Below are 17740 nucleotides of genomic sequence, written 5' to 3' on the forward strand. Positions count from 1 at the left end.
AGGCGGTTTTTTTCTTAAACACGAAGTCCGGAAAATCATGGCTGAGCTGAAGACCGTACCAAGTAAACGGACTCAAACGATTTGGGCGCGGGATCGGCTTGCTCCTGGTCAGCCCTCAGTCTGCTTGCTTTGCCAAGTTCATTTCCGTGCACATCAGAATAAAAGCGCCGGCGCCGTGGAGGTCGTTCTCGCTCGTAGGGCGGGCAATGTAGTGGGCGTAGTCCCCAATGCCTGTGCCGATGCATATTTGGCCGATGATCACGCGGCCGTTCTCGTCAAATTTCAGCGTGTCGATGACGCCCTGGTATCCTTTCCAGGCGTACTGAAGATAACTTTCGTCCAAATAACCGCACCGCACCGCTTTGGCAATGGCGTGTACATACAGGGCGGTACAGGAACTTTCCAGCCAGTTGTCCGGGCGGTCGCCCTTGTCGACAACCTGGTACCATAAGCCTGAGGCGGGATCCTGGTATTTCGGCAAAGCCGCGAGCAGATCCTGCAGGATGACGGTTAGCGCAGCTTTGTCTTTATGATTCTCTGGCAGGTGTTCGAACATTTCCAGCAGGGCGACAGGATACCAGCCAATAGCGCGTCCCCAGAACTCCGGAGCGAGCCCCGTTTCCGGATCGGCCCAGGACGCTTCTTTGGTTTCATCCCAACCGTGGTACATGAGTCCGGTGCCTGGGTCCTTGGTATGCTTCGACATCAGGATCGCCTGATAAGCCATCATGTCAAAGTATTCGCTGTCGCCGAACGTCCTGCCGAACTGAACGGCGATCGGTCCAGCCATGTATAAACCGTCCAGCCACATTTGATTCGGGCAGTGCCCCTTGTGCCAGAACCCGCCCGACGGGTTGGTTCTCCATGACTTCAGCAATGGTACAAGCGTGTGCAGCGCTTGTTTGTAGCGTTCGTCCCCCGTTTGTTCAAACAGGTTGAAAAGAAGCACACCAGGCTGGATGTCATCGAGCTCATCGGGGTTGTACTTTTTGATGCTGCCGTCGGCGAGAATCTGACTGTCCACCCAACGTTTAATGTAGTCAAAATACTGATCTTTACCGGTTTGCCTCCAGCATTTCTCCATGCCCGACAGAAAGACCCCCTGGTGATAATGGAAACGGTCCGGCGGAAGCTGTTCGGGTTCGAATTTAGCCATTAATGCTTCGCAGGCTTGTTCGGCCCATTGAATGGGCGTTCTTTCCTCCTGCAGCTGCTGCTTGGATTGAAGTTCTGACGTGTTCACGGTCTCATTCCTCCTCTTTGTGCTTATGCCTAGATTAGCACAGGAAAATGTACGGTTTTTGCTGAAATACGCAAATTCTTCTTATATCTTGCGCCAATTCGGAAGGGGCGTATAATATAGGCAAACCGGTGGGGGGTTGGATTTAAATGAGTGAAGTTAACTATGAAAACGCAGAGGGTACCTTCTCGGTGTCCTACCGGAAGGCGTTAAGCCATCATATGCCATCCAGCCATTTTCACAGTACATACGAAGTTTATTATTTGATGTCAGGCAGTCGCGAATTTTTCATTAAGGATCGGACGATGGTGGTCAGTGAAGGGGATGTCGTCATCGTTCCTCCCAACATTCTGCATCGGACGACCAATGCGGCGATGCCCAGGCATGAACGTCTCATCGTCAACATTCACGAATGCTTTATGGCACTGAACGGCGCCTATAAGGACATATTGCAGCCGCTGTTCGATCAGGAATACGTCATTGTCAAATGCTCTCCCTATAGCCGTTCCTCCGTTGAGGCGATTTCACGGGGCATTATCCAGGAAGTGCAGGACCAGCGACCGGGTTTCGACATGTACGCACAGGCCTTGGTGCTGCAGCTGCTCATCCTTTGCTGCAGGCATGCGGGCCAAGCTCTTCCGGAGAGACCGGAAGCGCCAAGCCCCATGCATGAACGGATCTCGGAAGTCGTCCATTATATCAACCAGCATTATATGCAGGATCTGTCGCTTCATGGGTTAGCGGAGAGATTTTATACCAGCCCATATTATTTGAGCAGGTTTTTTAAGGTTGCTACAGGCTTTACCTTCGTGGAGTATGTGAACAGCGTCAGGATCAAGGAAGCCAAGCATCTGCTCGAGCAGACGACGTTGAAGGTTCATTTGATCGCCAAGAAGGTGGGTTTCGGGAGCGTTACGCACTTTGGCCGGGTGTTCAAATCGGTTACGGGACATGCGCCTCTGTATTACAGAAAGGGAAAATAGCAGGATGCTTGTCGTCATGGCCAATTGATATTAATATATGTGAATCCATAGATTTAAGGGTTGGAACTCATGGAAAGCAGAGGAGATCAAGCTATGACTATCCAGTGGACGGATCGGATCAAACGGAGGATGTACGGAATCTCCTTCAAACAGAGGGTCCGTTTGGCTTTTATCGTCATGATAACGCTTGCAGTTGGGACGGTCGGTATCGCAGCCTACGGGATTGCAGCAAGAGAGCTGCAGAAGAATGCGTTTGCGTCCAGCCAAGAGACGGTCAATAAAACAGCCCAGATTCTGGACGATAAGCTCTACAGCATCTCGACTTCGGTGCGGTCGCTGATGCTTAGCGATGCTTTTAAGCAGATGATGCTGGATGTCCAGAGTAATACGATCGCGAATTACTACGTGCATCTGTCGGAACTGCAGTACGTGCTGTCACAGGTCACGTTTAACGAGCCGCTGATTGAAAGCATCCTGATCGCCACGCCGATCGGGGATTTTTACCCCGTATCGCAGCGGCGTTCCCAGACCCAGTCCTTCTACGAATCCAATTTTTATTACGATATCAAAGACAACGACGGCGGCCTGTGGGCTAAAGGGCATACCGATAAGTTCTTTACGGGAAACAGCAGGGTCGTCTCCTTCATGACCAAAGGCACGCAGGGTAATGTTACCAGCACGAACGTTTTTGTTGTGGTCAACGTCAATGAGAACGGCCTGATCAACACGGTGAACAAGCACACTGCAAACGATGATGACGATTATTTTATCGTGGATTCGGGAGGGGAGGAGGTCATTCAAACGGCCTGGTCGCTGCAGCATCCGCTGAATCAGGATGAGCCGTTTCTGCGCAGCATTTCTGAGAGCAGTCAAGGATTCTTTTTCCACAAATTCGGCCGGACCGATTACCTGGTCAATTACACGAAGTCCTCCATGGTTCCCGACTGGCGTCTGTTCGGGATTCAGCAAAAGGACAAGCTGCTGGCTCAAATGAACGGCGTCAAGCGGACAACCATACTGATTATGGTGGTCTTCCTGCTGCTGTCTTGGCTTCTGTCGGGCAAACTGACCTCGCTGCTTCTGCTCCCGCTGTTCAAGCTGCAAAGGCTGATGAGGGAAGTGGAGGACAATCGCCTGAACGTCCGGTTCTCCAGCCGCTCTAATGACGAGGTCGCCCAAGTCGGCTATCAATTCAACCGGATGCTCGACGAGATCAACCGGCTGATCGATGACGTAAGAGAGAGCGAGGCAGGGAAGCTCAAAGCAGAGATGCGGGCGCTGACGGCCCAGATGGAGCCGCATTTTCTATATAACACGCTAAACACGATTTATTGCAAATCGGTCCTGGGCGAGAATGACGACGTCAATGACATGATCATGGCTTTATCCCAAATGTTTCAGATCGGCTTAAGCGGGGGCAAGGACTGGAATTCGCTTGAGGAGGAATTGTCTCATGTTCAGCAATACTGCGCCATTCAACAAAAATGTTATGAAGGCCTGTTTCGTTACGAAGCCAGCGTCACCGATGAAGAGCTTCTGAGGTGCCCTCTCCCCAAAATCCTGCTTCAGCCTATCGTTGAGAACAGCATCCAGCACGGCTTCGAGGACTTCACCTCCGGCGGGGAAATTCGGGTCACTGCGGGCAGGGATGGGGAACGGCTTCACCTGACGATCGAAGATAACGGCAAAGGGATGGACGTAGATAAGGTGGAGCAGGCGCTGCTGCTGCCCCCTTCATCAAAGAAGGGCTATGCGCTGAAGAACATTAAACACCGGCTGAGCCTTTTTTACGGAGAAGAGGCAAGGATGGTCCTGACCAGCACGCCTGGCAAGGGCTCTAGAACCGACTTGTGGATACCGATGACATCAGGGGAAGGTGGATTGAATGAGGGAGCAAATCATGACCAAGCTGTGTATCATTGACGATATCAAGAGCGTCGTTGACATGATTTCAAAAAAGCCGAGGTGGGCGGATCATCAAATCATAGTGGCGGGGACGGCCCTTGACGGAGAAGAAGGCGTAAGAATGGTAAAGGAGACGAAGCCCGACATCGTTCTGACCGATATCCGGATGCCGAAAATGGATGGGCTGGCCATGACCCGGGCGATTTTGGAAATCGCCCCTGCCACGAAAATCGTCATTTTAAGCGCCTATACGGATTTTTCTTATACCCGCCAGGCGATTCACCTCGGCGCATTCGACTTCGTCAAGAAGCCGTTTTCCATCGATGAGATCGTGAGCGTAGTGCTGAAAGCCAAGGAGGCCTCGGACACGGAGCGGCTGGAGCAGTCGAAAAGGCTGGAACTGGAGCAGGATATGCGAAAAGGCCTTCCTGTTCTGCAGCAGGAATACTTGTCGCTCCTGATTAAGCATCCTGTAAGCACGGAGGCAGCCTCGCGTCAATGGGACCGGCTGGGCATCCGTTTGGAGCCGGCACATTTTCAGTTGTTCATCGTGGAACTGGACCATTTCATGAATAAGTACCGTTCCCAGCCGGCACGCGAGGTAGAGCTGATTAGGTTCAGCCTCCGGAATATTCTAGAGGAGACGATTCTTTCATTCACGAATGGCGTGGTGTTCAGTGAGGCGGTAAACCGCTTTGTCTGTCTGATCAACGGTTCGGACCATTTGCTTGCCGAACAGGTTTCGGAAGCCTGCCGTCATAATATTTTCCAATTCACCCGCTCCACGGTTTCCATCGGGCTTGGGCAGGGCGTGGCAGCAATTGAAGAGCTGCCGGTGGCCTACAATCAAGCAGTCAGCGCCCTGGCCTACCACTTTTATACCGAAGGAAACGGCATCAGCAGCTACAATCGCTTGTCCCAGCCTGAGCAGAGGCAGGTTCTGCCGAACTATTCCGCAGCGACGGAACAGGAGTTTCTTTTCGCCCTGCAGTCGGGCAACGCGGATAAATGCCGCTTGATCCTGGAGCAGATTTTCAATGGATTGCTGCAGTGTGATCCGCTGCCGGAACCTCGTCATGTGCAAAATTTATGCTTTGAGCTCGTATCGAAAATGTGCCGGACGATGCTGGAGCTGTTTCCGCAGGAACGGGTAAGCCGGCTGGAAGATATGTGGCATGCGGTCTCGGATGCGGATCAGTCTTCTTTCCAGACCATGAAAGATTCGGTGAAGGATATCTGTCTGGAGGCGTGCTCTTGGATCGAACGGGAACGCTCGGACGAGCCGACAAAGCTGGTTTATCGGGCTAAGGATTATATCTGCGCCAACCTCCACCTGAATCTATCACTGGAACACTGCTCGAAACAGTTTAATATCAGCTCCGGATATTTTTCCAACCTGTTTAAAAAAGTGATCGGCATCTCCTTTCAGCAGTTCCTGATTCACCAGCGGATGGAAAAAGCCAAGGAAATGCTGGTCGCCGGATATCAGGTGCAGGAAATCGCGCAGTCGCTGGGCTACGAGCACCGACGGTATTTCAGTGAAATTTTCAAGAAGCATACGAATATGACCCCGTCCGAGTTTAAATTGTACAGCACGGGGAAGATGGAACCGCCAGTGGATATGGCCTAGACCACCATTCATTTTACCTATTTAACTGAAGAGCAGCCCTGCTTTCTTGTCATGGACGAAAGCAGGGCTGCTGTGCTGATGAGGGTGTGGAAAAACCTGCCCTGAATGTGTGGTTTCCCGCATTATGCAGGAACTTGCATGAATTTATAATGAGGAAGAACAGTCCGGACAGAAGATTAGGGAGGTCAAACCATGAAGAAAAAATTGTGGACCGCAGCGTTGTGCGTGGCCATCATCGGAGGAATAACGGCATGCGGAAGCAAGGATTCGGCCAATCCGGAATCCGGATCCTCCGGTACGAAGACGAAAATTACTTATTGGACCGGTGACCGCCACGACTCCGAGTACATCAAGGAACTGGTTGACGAATTTAACAAAACGAATCCGGATCACATTGAAGTGGAACTGGTCATCAAGGGCGATGACTTCGACCAGGCGCTGGACATGTCATTTCAGACTTCGGAAGCGCCTGACGTGATCCGCGTCAAGGAAAACACGATTCAGACGTTCTACAAGAAAGGCTTTTTGTCACCGATTGACGAGTTCATGACGGATGAGCTTAAAGAAAAGTTTCCGCTTATGGATAACCTGAACAGCTTTGACGGCAAACGCTACAGCCTGCCGAACTACGGGACGACGATGCGGCTGATCTATAACAAGGAGCTCTTTGAAAAGGCGGGTATCGCCAGTCCGCCGACCACGCTGGATGAGCTCGTCGCGGACGCCAAGAAGATCACTGAAGTCGGCAAGGCCAGCGGAGCTTACGGCTTCGCGCAGAACTTCAAGAGCCCGGCCAGTGCGCTGGGACGCTCCGCACGGGTTATCGCCGAGGTCAGCGGTTATGGCGGTTTCGGTTACGACTTCAAGACGGCGCGCTATGACTTCGGTCCCTTTAAGCCGATCATTGAGGCGTTTAAGCAAATCAAGGATGACGGCAGCATGCTGCCCGGCGTCGAGTCCTTGGACATCGACCCGCTGCGGGCACAGTTTGCCGAAGGGAAAATCGGCATGTATCTGTCATTCTCGGCTGAAGCCGGCGTCTACCAATCCCAGTTCCCGGCGAAGATCGATTGGGCAGCTGCACCCGCCCCATCTATCGACGGCAGCTTCAAAGGCGCTTCCGGCTTCCTTGGCGGCCAGTGGCTTGCCATCAGTTCCAAGACCCAAGAGAAGGAAGCGGCTTGGAAATTCATGCAGTACATGTATAACGATTCAACGCTCAAGCAGTATCAGGAGAAGGGCTTTGGCATCGCCATGGTGCCGTCCGTAAGCGAAGTTGCGGCTACTCCGAGCGTTAAAGGGATTGAAGGTTTCCTCCCGAACAAATATGACGGCGTGTGGCCGGTCGCTCCCACTGTAGCGGTTCAAGGCACCAAGTCTGACGACGCCTTCTTTAAGTACATCGTCAGTGGAGGGGACCTGAATGCGATCATAGCGGATCTGAATCAACGGTATAATTCGGCACTCGATGCCGCCAAAGCCAGCGGTGAAGTCAAGGCCGAACCGATGCCCGATTTCGACCCTGCGAAGTTGGCCGGACAATACACCAAATAAACAAACGTCCGGCGGGATGGGGGGAGCCCCATCCCTTTCCTATCCGGGCGGAATAGATCACAAGGAGTGAGAGTAGATGAATAAAGCGAAGAACCTCGCCTTTTCTTATAGCTATATCCTGCCAAGCTTTATTCTAACGGTTGTTCTTGGCATCTATCCGATTGCCTGGGCCATGCGATATATGTTCTATGACTACAAAGGTTACGGAGCCGAAAAATTCATCGGGCTCGATAATTTTACGCGCGTGTTCAAGGACCATGAGTTCTGGAATTCCGTCGTGAATACGTTCGTGTATGCCGGCGGCAAGCTGGTTCTTTCGATTCCGCTTGCACTCATTCTGGCCGTCCTGTTAAATCAGAAAATTCGGGGCAGAAATGTGCTTCGGGCCATTATATTTATGCCGACGATTATCAGTACCGCCGTCATGGCGGTGGTGTTCTTCACGATCTTTAATTCGTATAACGGCATCCTCAACCAATTTCTGATGAAATATAAACTGATTGGCAGCGCCGTGGACTGGCTGGGCGTCGACTACTCGATGCTGACGGTCATCCTGGTGGCGGTATGGGGCGCCGTCGGCAATTATATGCTCCTGTTTCTGGCCGGGCTGCAGAACATTCCCGAGGACGTGTATGAAAGCTCCGCCCTGGATGGAGCGAGTAAGCTCCAGCAGTTTCGCTATATTACCATTCCAATGCTTGGACCGGTCATGCAGATGATCATTATGCTGGCCATCATCAATGCGCTCAAAGGCTACGAGAGCATTATGGTCATGACGGACGGAGGCCCCGTGGGAAAAACCAACGTCATGTTTCTGTACGTTTATAAGCTGTTCTTCCCTACAGCCGGATCGGGTGCCGCGACCCAGATCCAGGAGATGGGGTATGGCAGTGCGGTTGCTTTCGTCACGGCCGTCATCGTCGGCCTGATTACGATTCTTTATTTCTACGGCTCCAAGCGAATGAGCCAATACGAATAGGAGGGACGCGTTTATGAAAATCGCATCGAGAGCCGTGATGTGGGTGTTTTTGCTGCTGGTCGCGTTCCTGACGCTGTTCCCGGTGCTCATCACGATATTGGGATCGTTCAAGACCAATGCCGAGCTGACTGCAGGCGCTACGGTCATGCCGACGATCTGGCAGTTCAGCAATTATGCCGAAGCATGGAAGCAGGCCAACTTTTCGACCTACACGGTGAACAGCCTCTTCGTTGCCGTCACTTCGACCATTGGCATTTTGTTCGTTTCATCGATGGCCGCCTACGTCGTCAACCGGATGGAGTTCCCAGGTAAAAAAGCTTATGTGGGCATGCAGGCGTTTACGATGTTCGTCGCCATCGGCGCGGTGGTTCTGCGTCCGCAGTTCGAGCTTATGATTAAGCTGCACTTGCACAATACGCTGTGGGGAGTCGTCCTGATCCTGATCAGCGCACACGCGTCGGCCTTTTTCATCCTGCAGAGCTTTATGACCGGCATCCCCAACGAGCTGGATGAAGCGGCCCGGATCGACGGCTGCTCGCGGGGGCGGACGTTCTGGACGATCGTCCTGCCCCTGCTTACGCCAGGGCTGGGCGTTTGCGCGCTGTTCGCTTTCCGCGGGGCCTGGAATGAGTACCTCCTGCCGTTCGTGTTTACGCTGAGCAAGCCGGAGCTTCAAACGCTGACCGTAGGACTCGCGAACCTGAAATACGGCGTCTCGGCGGCATCGCAAACGCACTATATGATGGCGGGAGCCTGTTTGTCGATCCTGCCGATCCTCGTCGTGTATCTGTTTGCCAACAAGTCGTTTATGAAGATGACCGCCGGCTCCCTGAAGGGATAACGGCGCCAATTGAATCAAGGAGGTTGTATTCAATATGAGTTTACGTATGCCGATTATAGGAAAGCTCTCATCCAGTTCCGTCATCCGGCGCCACCCGCTGAATCCTATTCTGGATGCAGCGCGCGTGCCCTACCCGACGGCGCTGGTCTTTAATGCCGGCGTGACCAAGTTTAATGGACGGTACGTAATGGTATTCCGCAATGATTACGGATCGCCGGAGGAGCAGACGCTCGAGCCGCATCACACAACGGATCTCGGCGTCGCGTTCAGCAGTGACGGCATCCATTGGGAAGTGCAGCCGAAGCCGTGCTTTAAACTTCGCGATGAGGAAATCGTGAGAGCCTACGATCCGCGTCTGACGGTGATCGACGGGCGCTGTTACATGTGCTTCGCTGTCGATACCCATCACGGCATCCGCGGCGGGGTCGCCGTCACGGACGATTTTATCGATTTTGAAATCCTGAGCCTGTCCACGCCGGATCTGCGCAACATGGTGCTGTTTCCGGAGAAAATCGGGGGCAACTATGTCCGATTGGAGCGGCCGTTCACCGTGTACAGCCGGGGCGGAATCGACCGGTTCGACATGTGGATTTCCGAATCGCCAGACCTCAAATATTGGGGCAATTCCGATCTGCTGATGTCAGTTGAGCAGGTCCCGTTCGCCAACGACAAGATTGGGCCGGCTGCCCCGCCGGTCAAAACGCCGAAAGGATGGCTTACGACATTTCATGCAGTTGACATCGATCCGGGGCGAGGCAAAAACGGATGGGAGGACGCTTGGAAGAAGCGCTACACGGCTGGACTTATGCTGCTCGATTTAGAGAATCCAAGGAAGATCGTCGGCATGTACAGCGAACCGCTGCTCGCCCCCGAACTCGAATATGAGACCGACGGCGGTTTTCGCAACAACGTTATTTTTCCGGGAGGCATGGTGCTGGAGGATGACGGCGAAGTGAAAATATATTACGGCGCGGCAGATACGGTAGAATGCCTGGCTTCCGCCCATATCGATGAACTGTTGAAACTGTGCCTGGACAGCTAAAAGGGAGGGATGGAATGTGACAGTATGGGAGCACCTGGAGAGTCCGCCGTCCCGATATCGTCCGGTGCCGCTTTGGTCCTGGAATGACAAGCTGGATCAGGAGGAACTCATTCGGCAGATCGAGGAGATGCATCGCGCCGGCATCGGAGGTTTTTTCATGCATGCCCGGGGCGGCCTCCAGACGCCTTACATGGGGGAGGAATGGATGGAAGCGGTCCGCATCTGCATTGAGAAGGGCCGAGAGCTCGGCATGGAGCCTTGGCTGTACGACGAGAACGGCTGGCCAAGCGGATTTGGAGACGGCAAAATTCCCGCGCTGGGGGTGGAGTACCAGCAAAAGAGACTGGCTGTTGAATACGCTCCGTTTGATCGCGGGACCGAGGGCACGATTGCGCTATACAAGCGGACGGATCAAGGATTCCACCTTCTGGATTCGGATGAACTCGACAAAGCTGACGCTCGCGCGTATTACGAAGTGAATCCCTGTTATATTGATACGCTGAGCAAGCAGGCGGTCGGCGCTTTTATACGAGAGATTTATGACGCATATTGGGAGCGGTTCGGGGAATCGTACGGGTCGGTGATTCGAGGTGTATTTACCGATGAACCGCAGTTCGCCCGCCGGCACCTGCCGTGGTCGTTCGAGCTGGCCGCTGGTTTTGAGCAAAAGTTCAACTACTCCCTTCTTGCCCACCTGCCTGCCTTATTTATCGAAACGGAAGGCTGCCGTAAAGTCCGATACGACTATTGGCTCTGTGTTACGGAAATGTTCACGGAAGCTTATGCCAAGCAAATCGGCGAATGGTGCGGGAGCAGGGGATGGTCCGCTACGGGACATGTCGTCGATGAGCAGACGCTAATGGATCAGGTGACCGCGGTAGGCGATCCGATGTCCTTCTACGAATACCTGCAAATTCCGGGCTGTGACTGGCTGGGACGGTTCGTCGGCAAAGACCCGGTCGTTCCGAAGCAGGTGAGCTCGGTCGCTAGGCAGCTGGGCAAAAGCCGAGCGATTACGGAAAGCTTCGGCTGCTCTGGCTGGAACGTCAGCCTGGAGGAGCTTCGCCGGATCGGGGAATGGCAGTTCGTGCACGGGATCAACCTTTTGTGTCCGCATTTGCAGAGCTATTCACTGCAAGGCCTGCGCAAACGCGATTACCCTCCTTCACTCTTCTATCAGCAGCCCTGGTGGCCTGATTACCAGCTGTTCAATGACTATTTCGCAAGGCTGTCCATGCTGCTGTCGGAGGGCGAACGGCAGGCGGAGGTGCTGCTGCTTCATCCGGCCCGGTCGGCTTGGGTTCTTCAGACGGGCACGGATGCTTCCGCGACCGATCCATACCACGACGCCTTTGCGCAATTGTCGCGCTGGCTGTGCCAATCGCTGATCGGGCACGACTACGGAAGCGAATTTATTATTGAGCGTCATGGCGAGGTCCAAGGAGGCCGCTTTAAGGTAGGAGCAGCCGCATACAGCGTCGTTATCGTTCCGCCATCCGTCACCGTCGGACCGGCTTTGTCAGAGCTTCTGCAGCGATTTGTTCAGGAAGGTGGCACCGTGCTGGCCTTCGAGCCTTTTCCGCGGCTGGTCGGCGGAGAACCCGGACCGGAAGCCGGGAAGTGGATCGCCCAGGCGCTGAAGCCTGCCTGGAACCGGGAAGCGTTGGCGCAGCATATATTCCGCATAACACCTCAGAGCATTGGCCTGACAGATTTATCGGGTTTGCCTTTTGTATCCGATGGAATTAACGTTCAGGAATTGGAGTTAGACGCTTCCACTTTGTTTTATTTGGTCAATTCGGACGAGAAAAGCTATGGTGAAGTGAAAGTCCGCATTTATCGTACTGGTAAATTATCTTTGGTCGATCTGGAAAGCGGGGAGGTTCGGCCTGTTAGCTGGGAGGTCATGGACGGCGGCGTGCAGGTGACCTTGCCGCTGCACGCGGCTGGATCGCTGGTGATCAAGCTGGACCCGGCAAAGAAGCAGCAGCTTCGGGTGCCCGTGAAGACGGCGGGAGAAGCGGTGGAAGAGGCAATTATCCGGCTAAACGAGCCGTGGAAGATCACCGCAGCGGGCATGAACTGTCTGACGCTGGACACATGCCGTTTTCGGGTCGAAAACGGGGATTGGTCCGATCCGGTGCCGATGTTTCATGTTCAGGATCATGTACTTCAAATCGGGCGTTCCGTTCAGGTTGACCTGGAATTCGAATTCTTTAGTCAGGTAAGCCCAACGGGAGATCAGCCCTTGTATCTTGCCATAGAAAATCCCCAACAGTTTCAGATGACGATCAACGGTCAACCGCTTGAACCTGCAGCTGCAGGCTGGTGGATGGATACCTCCTTTAAAAAGGTGGATATCCGGGGCCTGACGGTACAGGGGATCAACCGAATCGGTCTGAGAACAACCTTCCTTCATTCCGCTGAGGTAAGCAGGGCGTTGGAGCGTGCAGAACAATTCGAAACCGAAGGCAACAAGCTCACGCTGGAGACGGAGCTCGAGAGCATCTATTTGCTGGGGGATTTTTCGGTTCAATCCGCATCACCGTGGACGTTCGGCGAACGCCGTGCCGTTTTAAACGAGGGGCCATTTTTCTTGGCCGAACAGCCCGTTCAGATTTATGCCGATGACCTGACCAGGCAGGGATTTCCTTTTTTCGCAGGCACCGTCACGCTGGGGCAGACCGTCGTTTTGCCGCAAAGCGATTGGATTCGGGCCCTTTGGCAGTTCCGGCAACCACCGGATGCCATTGTCAGCCGTCTGAGCATCAACGGGAAGGAGATCCGCGCTTTCGTGTGGGAGCCATACGAGGCCGATATTACACCGTACTTGCAGCCAGGAGAGAATCGGATCGAATTGGAGCTTACGGGCAGCTGCCGGAATGTGCTGGGTCCTCATCACCATATCAAAGGCGAGGTGTATAAGGTAGGACCGGACAGCTTTAAAAATACACCGGGATGGACAGACAAGGATCTCGATCCCAGCACCTCGATTTATGCGCAGCGATATGCTTTTGTCAGGTTTGGGCTATCGGATGTTCCGCAGATTGTGCTGGAAACGCTGAGGGCTTTATAAACAGGCAAACAGAAGCACTCAAACCGCAAACAGATGTGTCCATCATATGGAAAGGGTTCACGGACAAATGAAGGAGGCGAATTTCGGTGGCCAAGATTAAGAAATGGTTTTACGCTTTATCGGTGCTCACGTTGGTTGTTTCGTTATGGATGACGGGGACGAATGTCCGGGCGGAAAAAAATATGGAGAGGGTTAAAACTGGCGTAACGGCGCCAGCGACGATCTATAAATATACGCCCTCTGAGCGATATGCCGCATCGGTCAACTATACGCTTAAAGCCAACGGCGTGGAGATTCCCGTGGTCAAGGGGTACGGAGATTATGACTATGCCCATTTCTCCATGTCCAAAGGTCCGGTTACGTATGAGCTTACGATTCTGAATACGGACAAGGTGCATGAATACTCGATCAGTCCGAAGAAACTCGGCATTGCGGCGGATAAAGTTGTCGGAACAACGATGACCTTCACAGCACAAACCGACGAGTATCTAATCGTTATGATGAACAATCGGGCTACCCGGATGGTCATCGCGGCCGATCCGGCGGAAACCGATGTTCCTAACAAGGAAGGGAAGGGGATCTTCAATATCTCAAAGGCTCCATACGGAGTGGTTACCGACGGACAGATCACGGGAGTTGCGGATAGAACGGCTGCTATTCAGCAGGCCATCGACGATGCAAGCGCGTATGGGACCTGTCAAGGGGGCGGCGCACAGGGTATTGTTTACATTCCCGCCGGTACGTATTATATAGGCAATCTTACACTGAAGAGCAACACGGCACTATACATGGAACCAGGCGCAACGTTCGTCGGTACGGGCAGGACGGCAGATTATGTCGAGCACTGGTTTAAAGATTCGATGGGCCGGCCCGCAACCTGGTGGATTTCAACAGCCTTCCATTCGACCAACATCCGGATTTACGGCCGGGGTACGATCGACGGCAACGGGCAGGCTCTCCATGACGATAAGAGCACAAACGGCACCGGAATGATCAATAACCTGGTCGTTCCGATCGCAACGTCCCACTTTTCGATGGACGGGGTACTCATTCGGGAGTCGTCCGCCTGGGCGGTGGTACCGGTTCGTTCCAACGATCTGACTTTTACCAATTTAAAAATGTTCAACAGCCTGAATATGGGAGAAAACGACGGTATTGACGTGACGGAGTCGCAAAACGTCGTGGTCCGCCATTCCATCGGCATCTCGTTGGATGACCCTTACTCCACGAAAGCGTGGGCGGAGAATACTGATATTGCATCGGGAAAGGTGCCTTGGCCGGGCCAACCCGAACCCGTTGAGAATGTCTTAATCGAGGATGCCGTGGCTTGGACGAAATGCTACGGATTCAAGATCGGCCAGGGCGTTCTTCAGGACCAGCGGAACATCACTTTCCGGGACGGTGTCGTCTATAAAGCGGCCGTGGGTTTTGCCATTCACCATAAATACGGTACGGGAATGGTCGAGAACGTCAAGTTTGAACGGATGGACGTCGAGGATATCAGCGGCAAAAATGAGGATAATAGCGCATGGATGACGATGTTTACTGTTAACGGAGGGAATCTTGGCGTGGGGCCGATCAGCGGCGTCACTGTCAAGGACATTACGGTCCGTGACGCGGGCGAAAGCTTCGCCAAAATCAACGGGCAGGATGGAGCCATGATTACCGGCCTGCTGTTCGATAACGTGTATATGCCGGGAAGCGGCACGCCCGCCGCCACGCTTCAAGAAATGAACTTTCTGAGCAAAGATTATTATAGCGATGTGACGATTTTGCCGGTACAGCATGAGGAGCCGCTCCCCCGGACGAATCTGGCCCTGGGCCGGCCCGCTGTCGGATCGTCGAACGATGGAACGGTGGACACGGCCCCTTACGCTACCGACGGAAACATGACCACTCGGTTTGGAACCAAACGCGGGGTGGACCCGGGCTGGATCTACGTAGACTTGGGAGCGCGCAAAGCGATCAATGAAGTGAGGCTGTATTGGGAAGCGGCCTATGGAAAGAGCTATAAAATCCAAGTGGCCGACGATCCGTCCTCCGAAGCGAATTGGAGAGATGTATACTCCACGACCGAAGGAAAGGGAGGTCTTGAAACCATCCCCTTCGCGGAAACAAACGCGCGATACGTCAGGATGTATGGCATCGCCAGGGCAACACAATACGGTTATTCCATTTGGGAATTTGAAGTATACGGGCCATAACTAAACTGGTTTAGCTCATATCCTGCATTGACAATTTCCTCCCCGGGGTTATAATCAAATTTGTTAATGGCTTATAGAAAATGTTAATGGATGCATGTCCGATTCGCATCATTTTGCTGTATGGCAGCACTATGCTGCTGTGAAGCGGCTAAGGACATGATCCCTCGCTACAATATAACCAGGGAGGAAAGCGGATGATTTGGTTGTTGCTGGCAGCCGTTATCGTCATTGGAGTATGGCTGCTCCGGAATATCCTGCCTGTCCATGGTCTTACGCCCATCCGTCCCGACGATTTGAAGGTCATCGCCAGGGATCAGGAAGACATCAAAATGCTGGACGTGAGAGATCCGGTGGATTATTTGCGGGAGCATGAGAATGGCACGGTCAATATTTCGCTCGGCCGGCTGCCGTATCTTTGGAAAAAGGAACTGTCCACCTCCGAGCCGGTTGTGATTCTGGGCGGCAGCAGTCGGCAGAGCAAACAGGCGGCCCGATTCTTGAAACGGGTCGGCTTCCGTCAGCTGTATATCATCAAGGATGATCCGGGACGGAAGAACCGCCAGGGCCAGACGGGGACGGCGGTATGCTGCTCCGATTGCTGCCGCTGATAGGAAATAAGCAATAAACGCAGGCATACGTTAGAATTTCGGCCGGCAAGCCCTCAAAGACAGTGCGTCTTTGAGGGCTTTTTTTGTTTAGAGATATCCGGTTGAATAAACATGGTGGCAAAAAGGGCTTACGTTTCCGATCGGAAAGTCGCTCCCAACGGATCTCCCAGACCGAAGTAGTGACGGAAATTGTAAATGAGCGGATTCCAGCGCCGCGGGTCGATATGATGTTCTCCAATAAGGATGTCGCTATGGGCATGGACCCGGACGGCACGGGTTTCCACGATCGCGAAGAACGGATCGTATTCCGGCACCGTCATCCGCTGAACCTGTGCTTCAATCTGGATCGGGCATTCGGATATGCGCGATGGCTGCACGGCCTCGGAATCGATGGGGGGTGAAGCCGCCTGCGGCGAACTTATTCTTTTCGTGCGTGAACCCCAAGGCTTCTTTGAACTCAGGGACAACGGTCTTCCCAGTATAGGGGGCGATTCGCTCCACGTTCTCCCACAGTGGGGCGGAAGGAAGATTGATGACGCACTCTGGGTGAAGGGTCAAATTGTCATAGGCTTTGCTGCTCGTTGAAATGCCGAGGATGATGTTGTCCCCCAGCGCAAAGGAAGAAGAGATCGGGCTGATATTGGATGTGTGGTCTTCGTTACGCGTGGTGATCAGAATGACAGGCATGCCATAATATAAAATCTTCGGTGTGATGGCACGGGTTTGCGGTTCTGCTGCGGTCATTTGGCAAACGCCTCCTTGTTGAGATGTACTTGAACATTGTAACCGGTTCATATTACAATGTTCATCGAAATGTGGAATGCAAAGGAGGGGGCAGGATGAAGGCAGGACCGATTGCGGCTCATCCCGCGGCCATGATCAGCGATCCTTCGCGTGCGGCAATGCTGACCGCCATGATGGACGGAAGGTTCCATCCGGCGAGCGAGCTTGCCTATATGGCGGGGATCACGCCGCAGACGGCGAGTTACCATCTGGCCAAGCTGGAAGAAGCGGGGATGGTCGCCATGCACAAGCAGGGAAGGCACCGGTATTACGGCTTGAAAAGCCATGACGTGGCTGCCGTCGTAGAGACGCTGCTATTGCTTGCGCCGCCGGTTGAGATCAAGTCGCTGAGGCAATCCGAGGAAAACCGCCACCTGCGGCGGGCGAGAACCTGTTACGATCATGTCGCCGGAGACCTGGGCATCCGCCTGAGGGACGCGATGATCGAGGGCGGCGTCATCCGCGAGGAAGCAGACGCCTTTGCGATTACCGGGGAAGGGGCCGCCTTCTTCGAACATCTGGGCATCGACGTGGGAGCGGTCCGGAAAAAGCGGCGCAGCTTCTGCAGCAAATGCTTGGATTGGAGCGAGCGGACGCCGCATTTGGCCGGCTCGCTGGGCAGCGCTTTGCTTGAGCGGCTGCTCGAGCTGCAATGGCTGCGGCGCATGGAAGGGACGCGCGCGCTGCGCATTACCGATGAGGGGGTCCGCGGACTGCGGGAGACTTTTCATATCGAGATCCCTTGATCCTGAATTTCAAACGATCCGTGTGTTGCGGCTCAGTAACGAGCCGCCGCTGCCGGGTCGTTTTTTTTCGTGCTCGGCTCGATGCCGCTGCAAGCTTGTAGACCTTGTAGACACCGGTTTCGATCCTGGCTTGATGACCTTCCTGACGT

The 17740-nt window shown here is 53.7% G+C and carries 12 protein-coding genes and 1 pseudogene; 11 read left to right on the forward strand and 2 right to left on the reverse strand.

Going from position 1 to position 17740, the window contains the following annotated elements:
- Positions 1 to 115: 115 nt before the first annotated feature.
- Positions 116 to 1243, reverse strand: coding sequence for a glycoside hydrolase family 88/105 protein (locus ABIE48_RS10835; RefSeq protein ID WP_192714584.1), 1128 nt, complete (start codon positions 1241 to 1243; stop codon positions 116 to 118).
- Positions 1244 to 1389: 146 nt separating this feature from the next.
- Between ABIE48_RS10835 and ABIE48_RS10840 the strand changes: the two genes are divergently transcribed.
- The 10 genes from ABIE48_RS10840 to ABIE48_RS10885 all read left to right on the forward strand — a co-directional run bounded on the left by ABIE48_RS10840 (position 1390) and on the right by ABIE48_RS10885 (position 16062).
- Positions 1390 to 2223, forward strand: a complete 834-nt coding sequence (locus ABIE48_RS10840; protein WP_192714583.1) for an AraC family transcriptional regulator — start codon at positions 1390 to 1392, stop codon at positions 2221 to 2223.
- A 93-nt stretch (positions 2224 to 2316) separates the two neighbouring features.
- On the forward strand, positions 2317 to 4146 hold the full coding sequence (locus tag ABIE48_RS10845) for a cache domain-containing sensor histidine kinase (protein ID WP_192714582.1): 1830 nt from the start codon (positions 2317 to 2319) through the stop codon (positions 4144 to 4146).
- A complete protein-coding gene (locus tag ABIE48_RS10850; RefSeq protein WP_145021158.1) occupies positions 4109 to 5758 on the forward strand; it encodes a response regulator in 1650 nt (549 codons plus the stop codon). The genes ABIE48_RS10845 and ABIE48_RS10850 overlap by 38 nt, the downstream gene beginning before the upstream one ends.
- Positions 5759 to 5950: 192 nt before the next feature.
- On the forward strand, positions 5951 to 7312 hold the full coding sequence (locus tag ABIE48_RS10855; protein ID WP_145021155.1) for an ABC transporter substrate-binding protein: 1362 nt from the start codon (positions 5951 to 5953) through the stop codon (positions 7310 to 7312).
- A gap of 76 nt (positions 7313 to 7388) precedes the next feature.
- The gene (locus tag ABIE48_RS10860) at positions 7389 to 8291 is read left to right on the forward strand and encodes a carbohydrate ABC transporter permease (protein WP_145021152.1); all 903 of its coding nucleotides are present in this window, start codon (positions 7389 to 7391) and stop codon (positions 8289 to 8291) included.
- A gap of 13 nt (positions 8292 to 8304) precedes the next feature.
- Positions 8305 to 9132: a carbohydrate ABC transporter permease gene (locus ABIE48_RS10865; RefSeq protein ID WP_145021149.1), complete on the forward strand. Its 828-nt coding sequence runs from the start codon at positions 8305 to 8307 to the stop codon at positions 9130 to 9132.
- Between the two features lie 34 nt (positions 9133 to 9166).
- On the forward strand, positions 9167 to 10174 hold the full coding sequence (locus ABIE48_RS10870; protein ID WP_145021146.1) for a glycoside hydrolase family 130 protein: 1008 nt from the start codon (positions 9167 to 9169) through the stop codon (positions 10172 to 10174).
- A 16-nt stretch (positions 10175 to 10190) separates the two neighbouring features.
- The gene (locus ABIE48_RS10875; RefSeq protein ID WP_192714581.1) at positions 10191 to 13250 is read left to right on the forward strand and encodes a glycosyl hydrolase; all 3060 of its coding nucleotides are present in this window, start codon (positions 10191 to 10193) and stop codon (positions 13248 to 13250) included.
- Positions 13251 to 13336: 86 nt separating this feature from the next.
- Positions 13337 to 15454 carry a galactose-binding domain-containing protein gene (locus ABIE48_RS10880; protein WP_260869207.1) on the forward strand — a complete coding sequence of 706 codons (2118 nt, stop codon included), beginning with the start codon at positions 13337 to 13339 and terminating at the stop codon, positions 15452 to 15454.
- 194 nt (positions 15455 to 15648) lie between these two features.
- A complete protein-coding gene (locus ABIE48_RS10885) occupies positions 15649 to 16062 on the forward strand; it encodes a rhodanese-like domain-containing protein (RefSeq protein WP_192714580.1) in 414 nt (137 codons plus the stop codon).
- Between the two features lie 128 nt (positions 16063 to 16190).
- Here ABIE48_RS10885 and ABIE48_RS10890 read toward each other — a convergent pair.
- Positions 16191 to 16806: pseudogene (locus tag ABIE48_RS10890) on the reverse strand (flavin reductase family protein).
- A 95-nt stretch (positions 16807 to 16901) separates the two neighbouring features.
- Here ABIE48_RS10890 and ABIE48_RS10895 point away from each other — a divergent pair.
- Entirely contained in the window at positions 16902 to 17591 is a 690-nt protein-coding gene (locus ABIE48_RS10895) for an ArsR/SmtB family transcription factor (protein ID WP_192714578.1), read from the forward strand.
- Positions 17592 to 17740 lie beyond the last annotated feature (149 nt).

It is taken from the genome of Paenibacillus sp. OAE614 (assembly GCF_040546645.1).
GTDB lineage: Bacteria > Bacillota > Bacilli > Paenibacillales > Paenibacillaceae > Paenibacillus_AQ > Paenibacillus_AQ favisporus.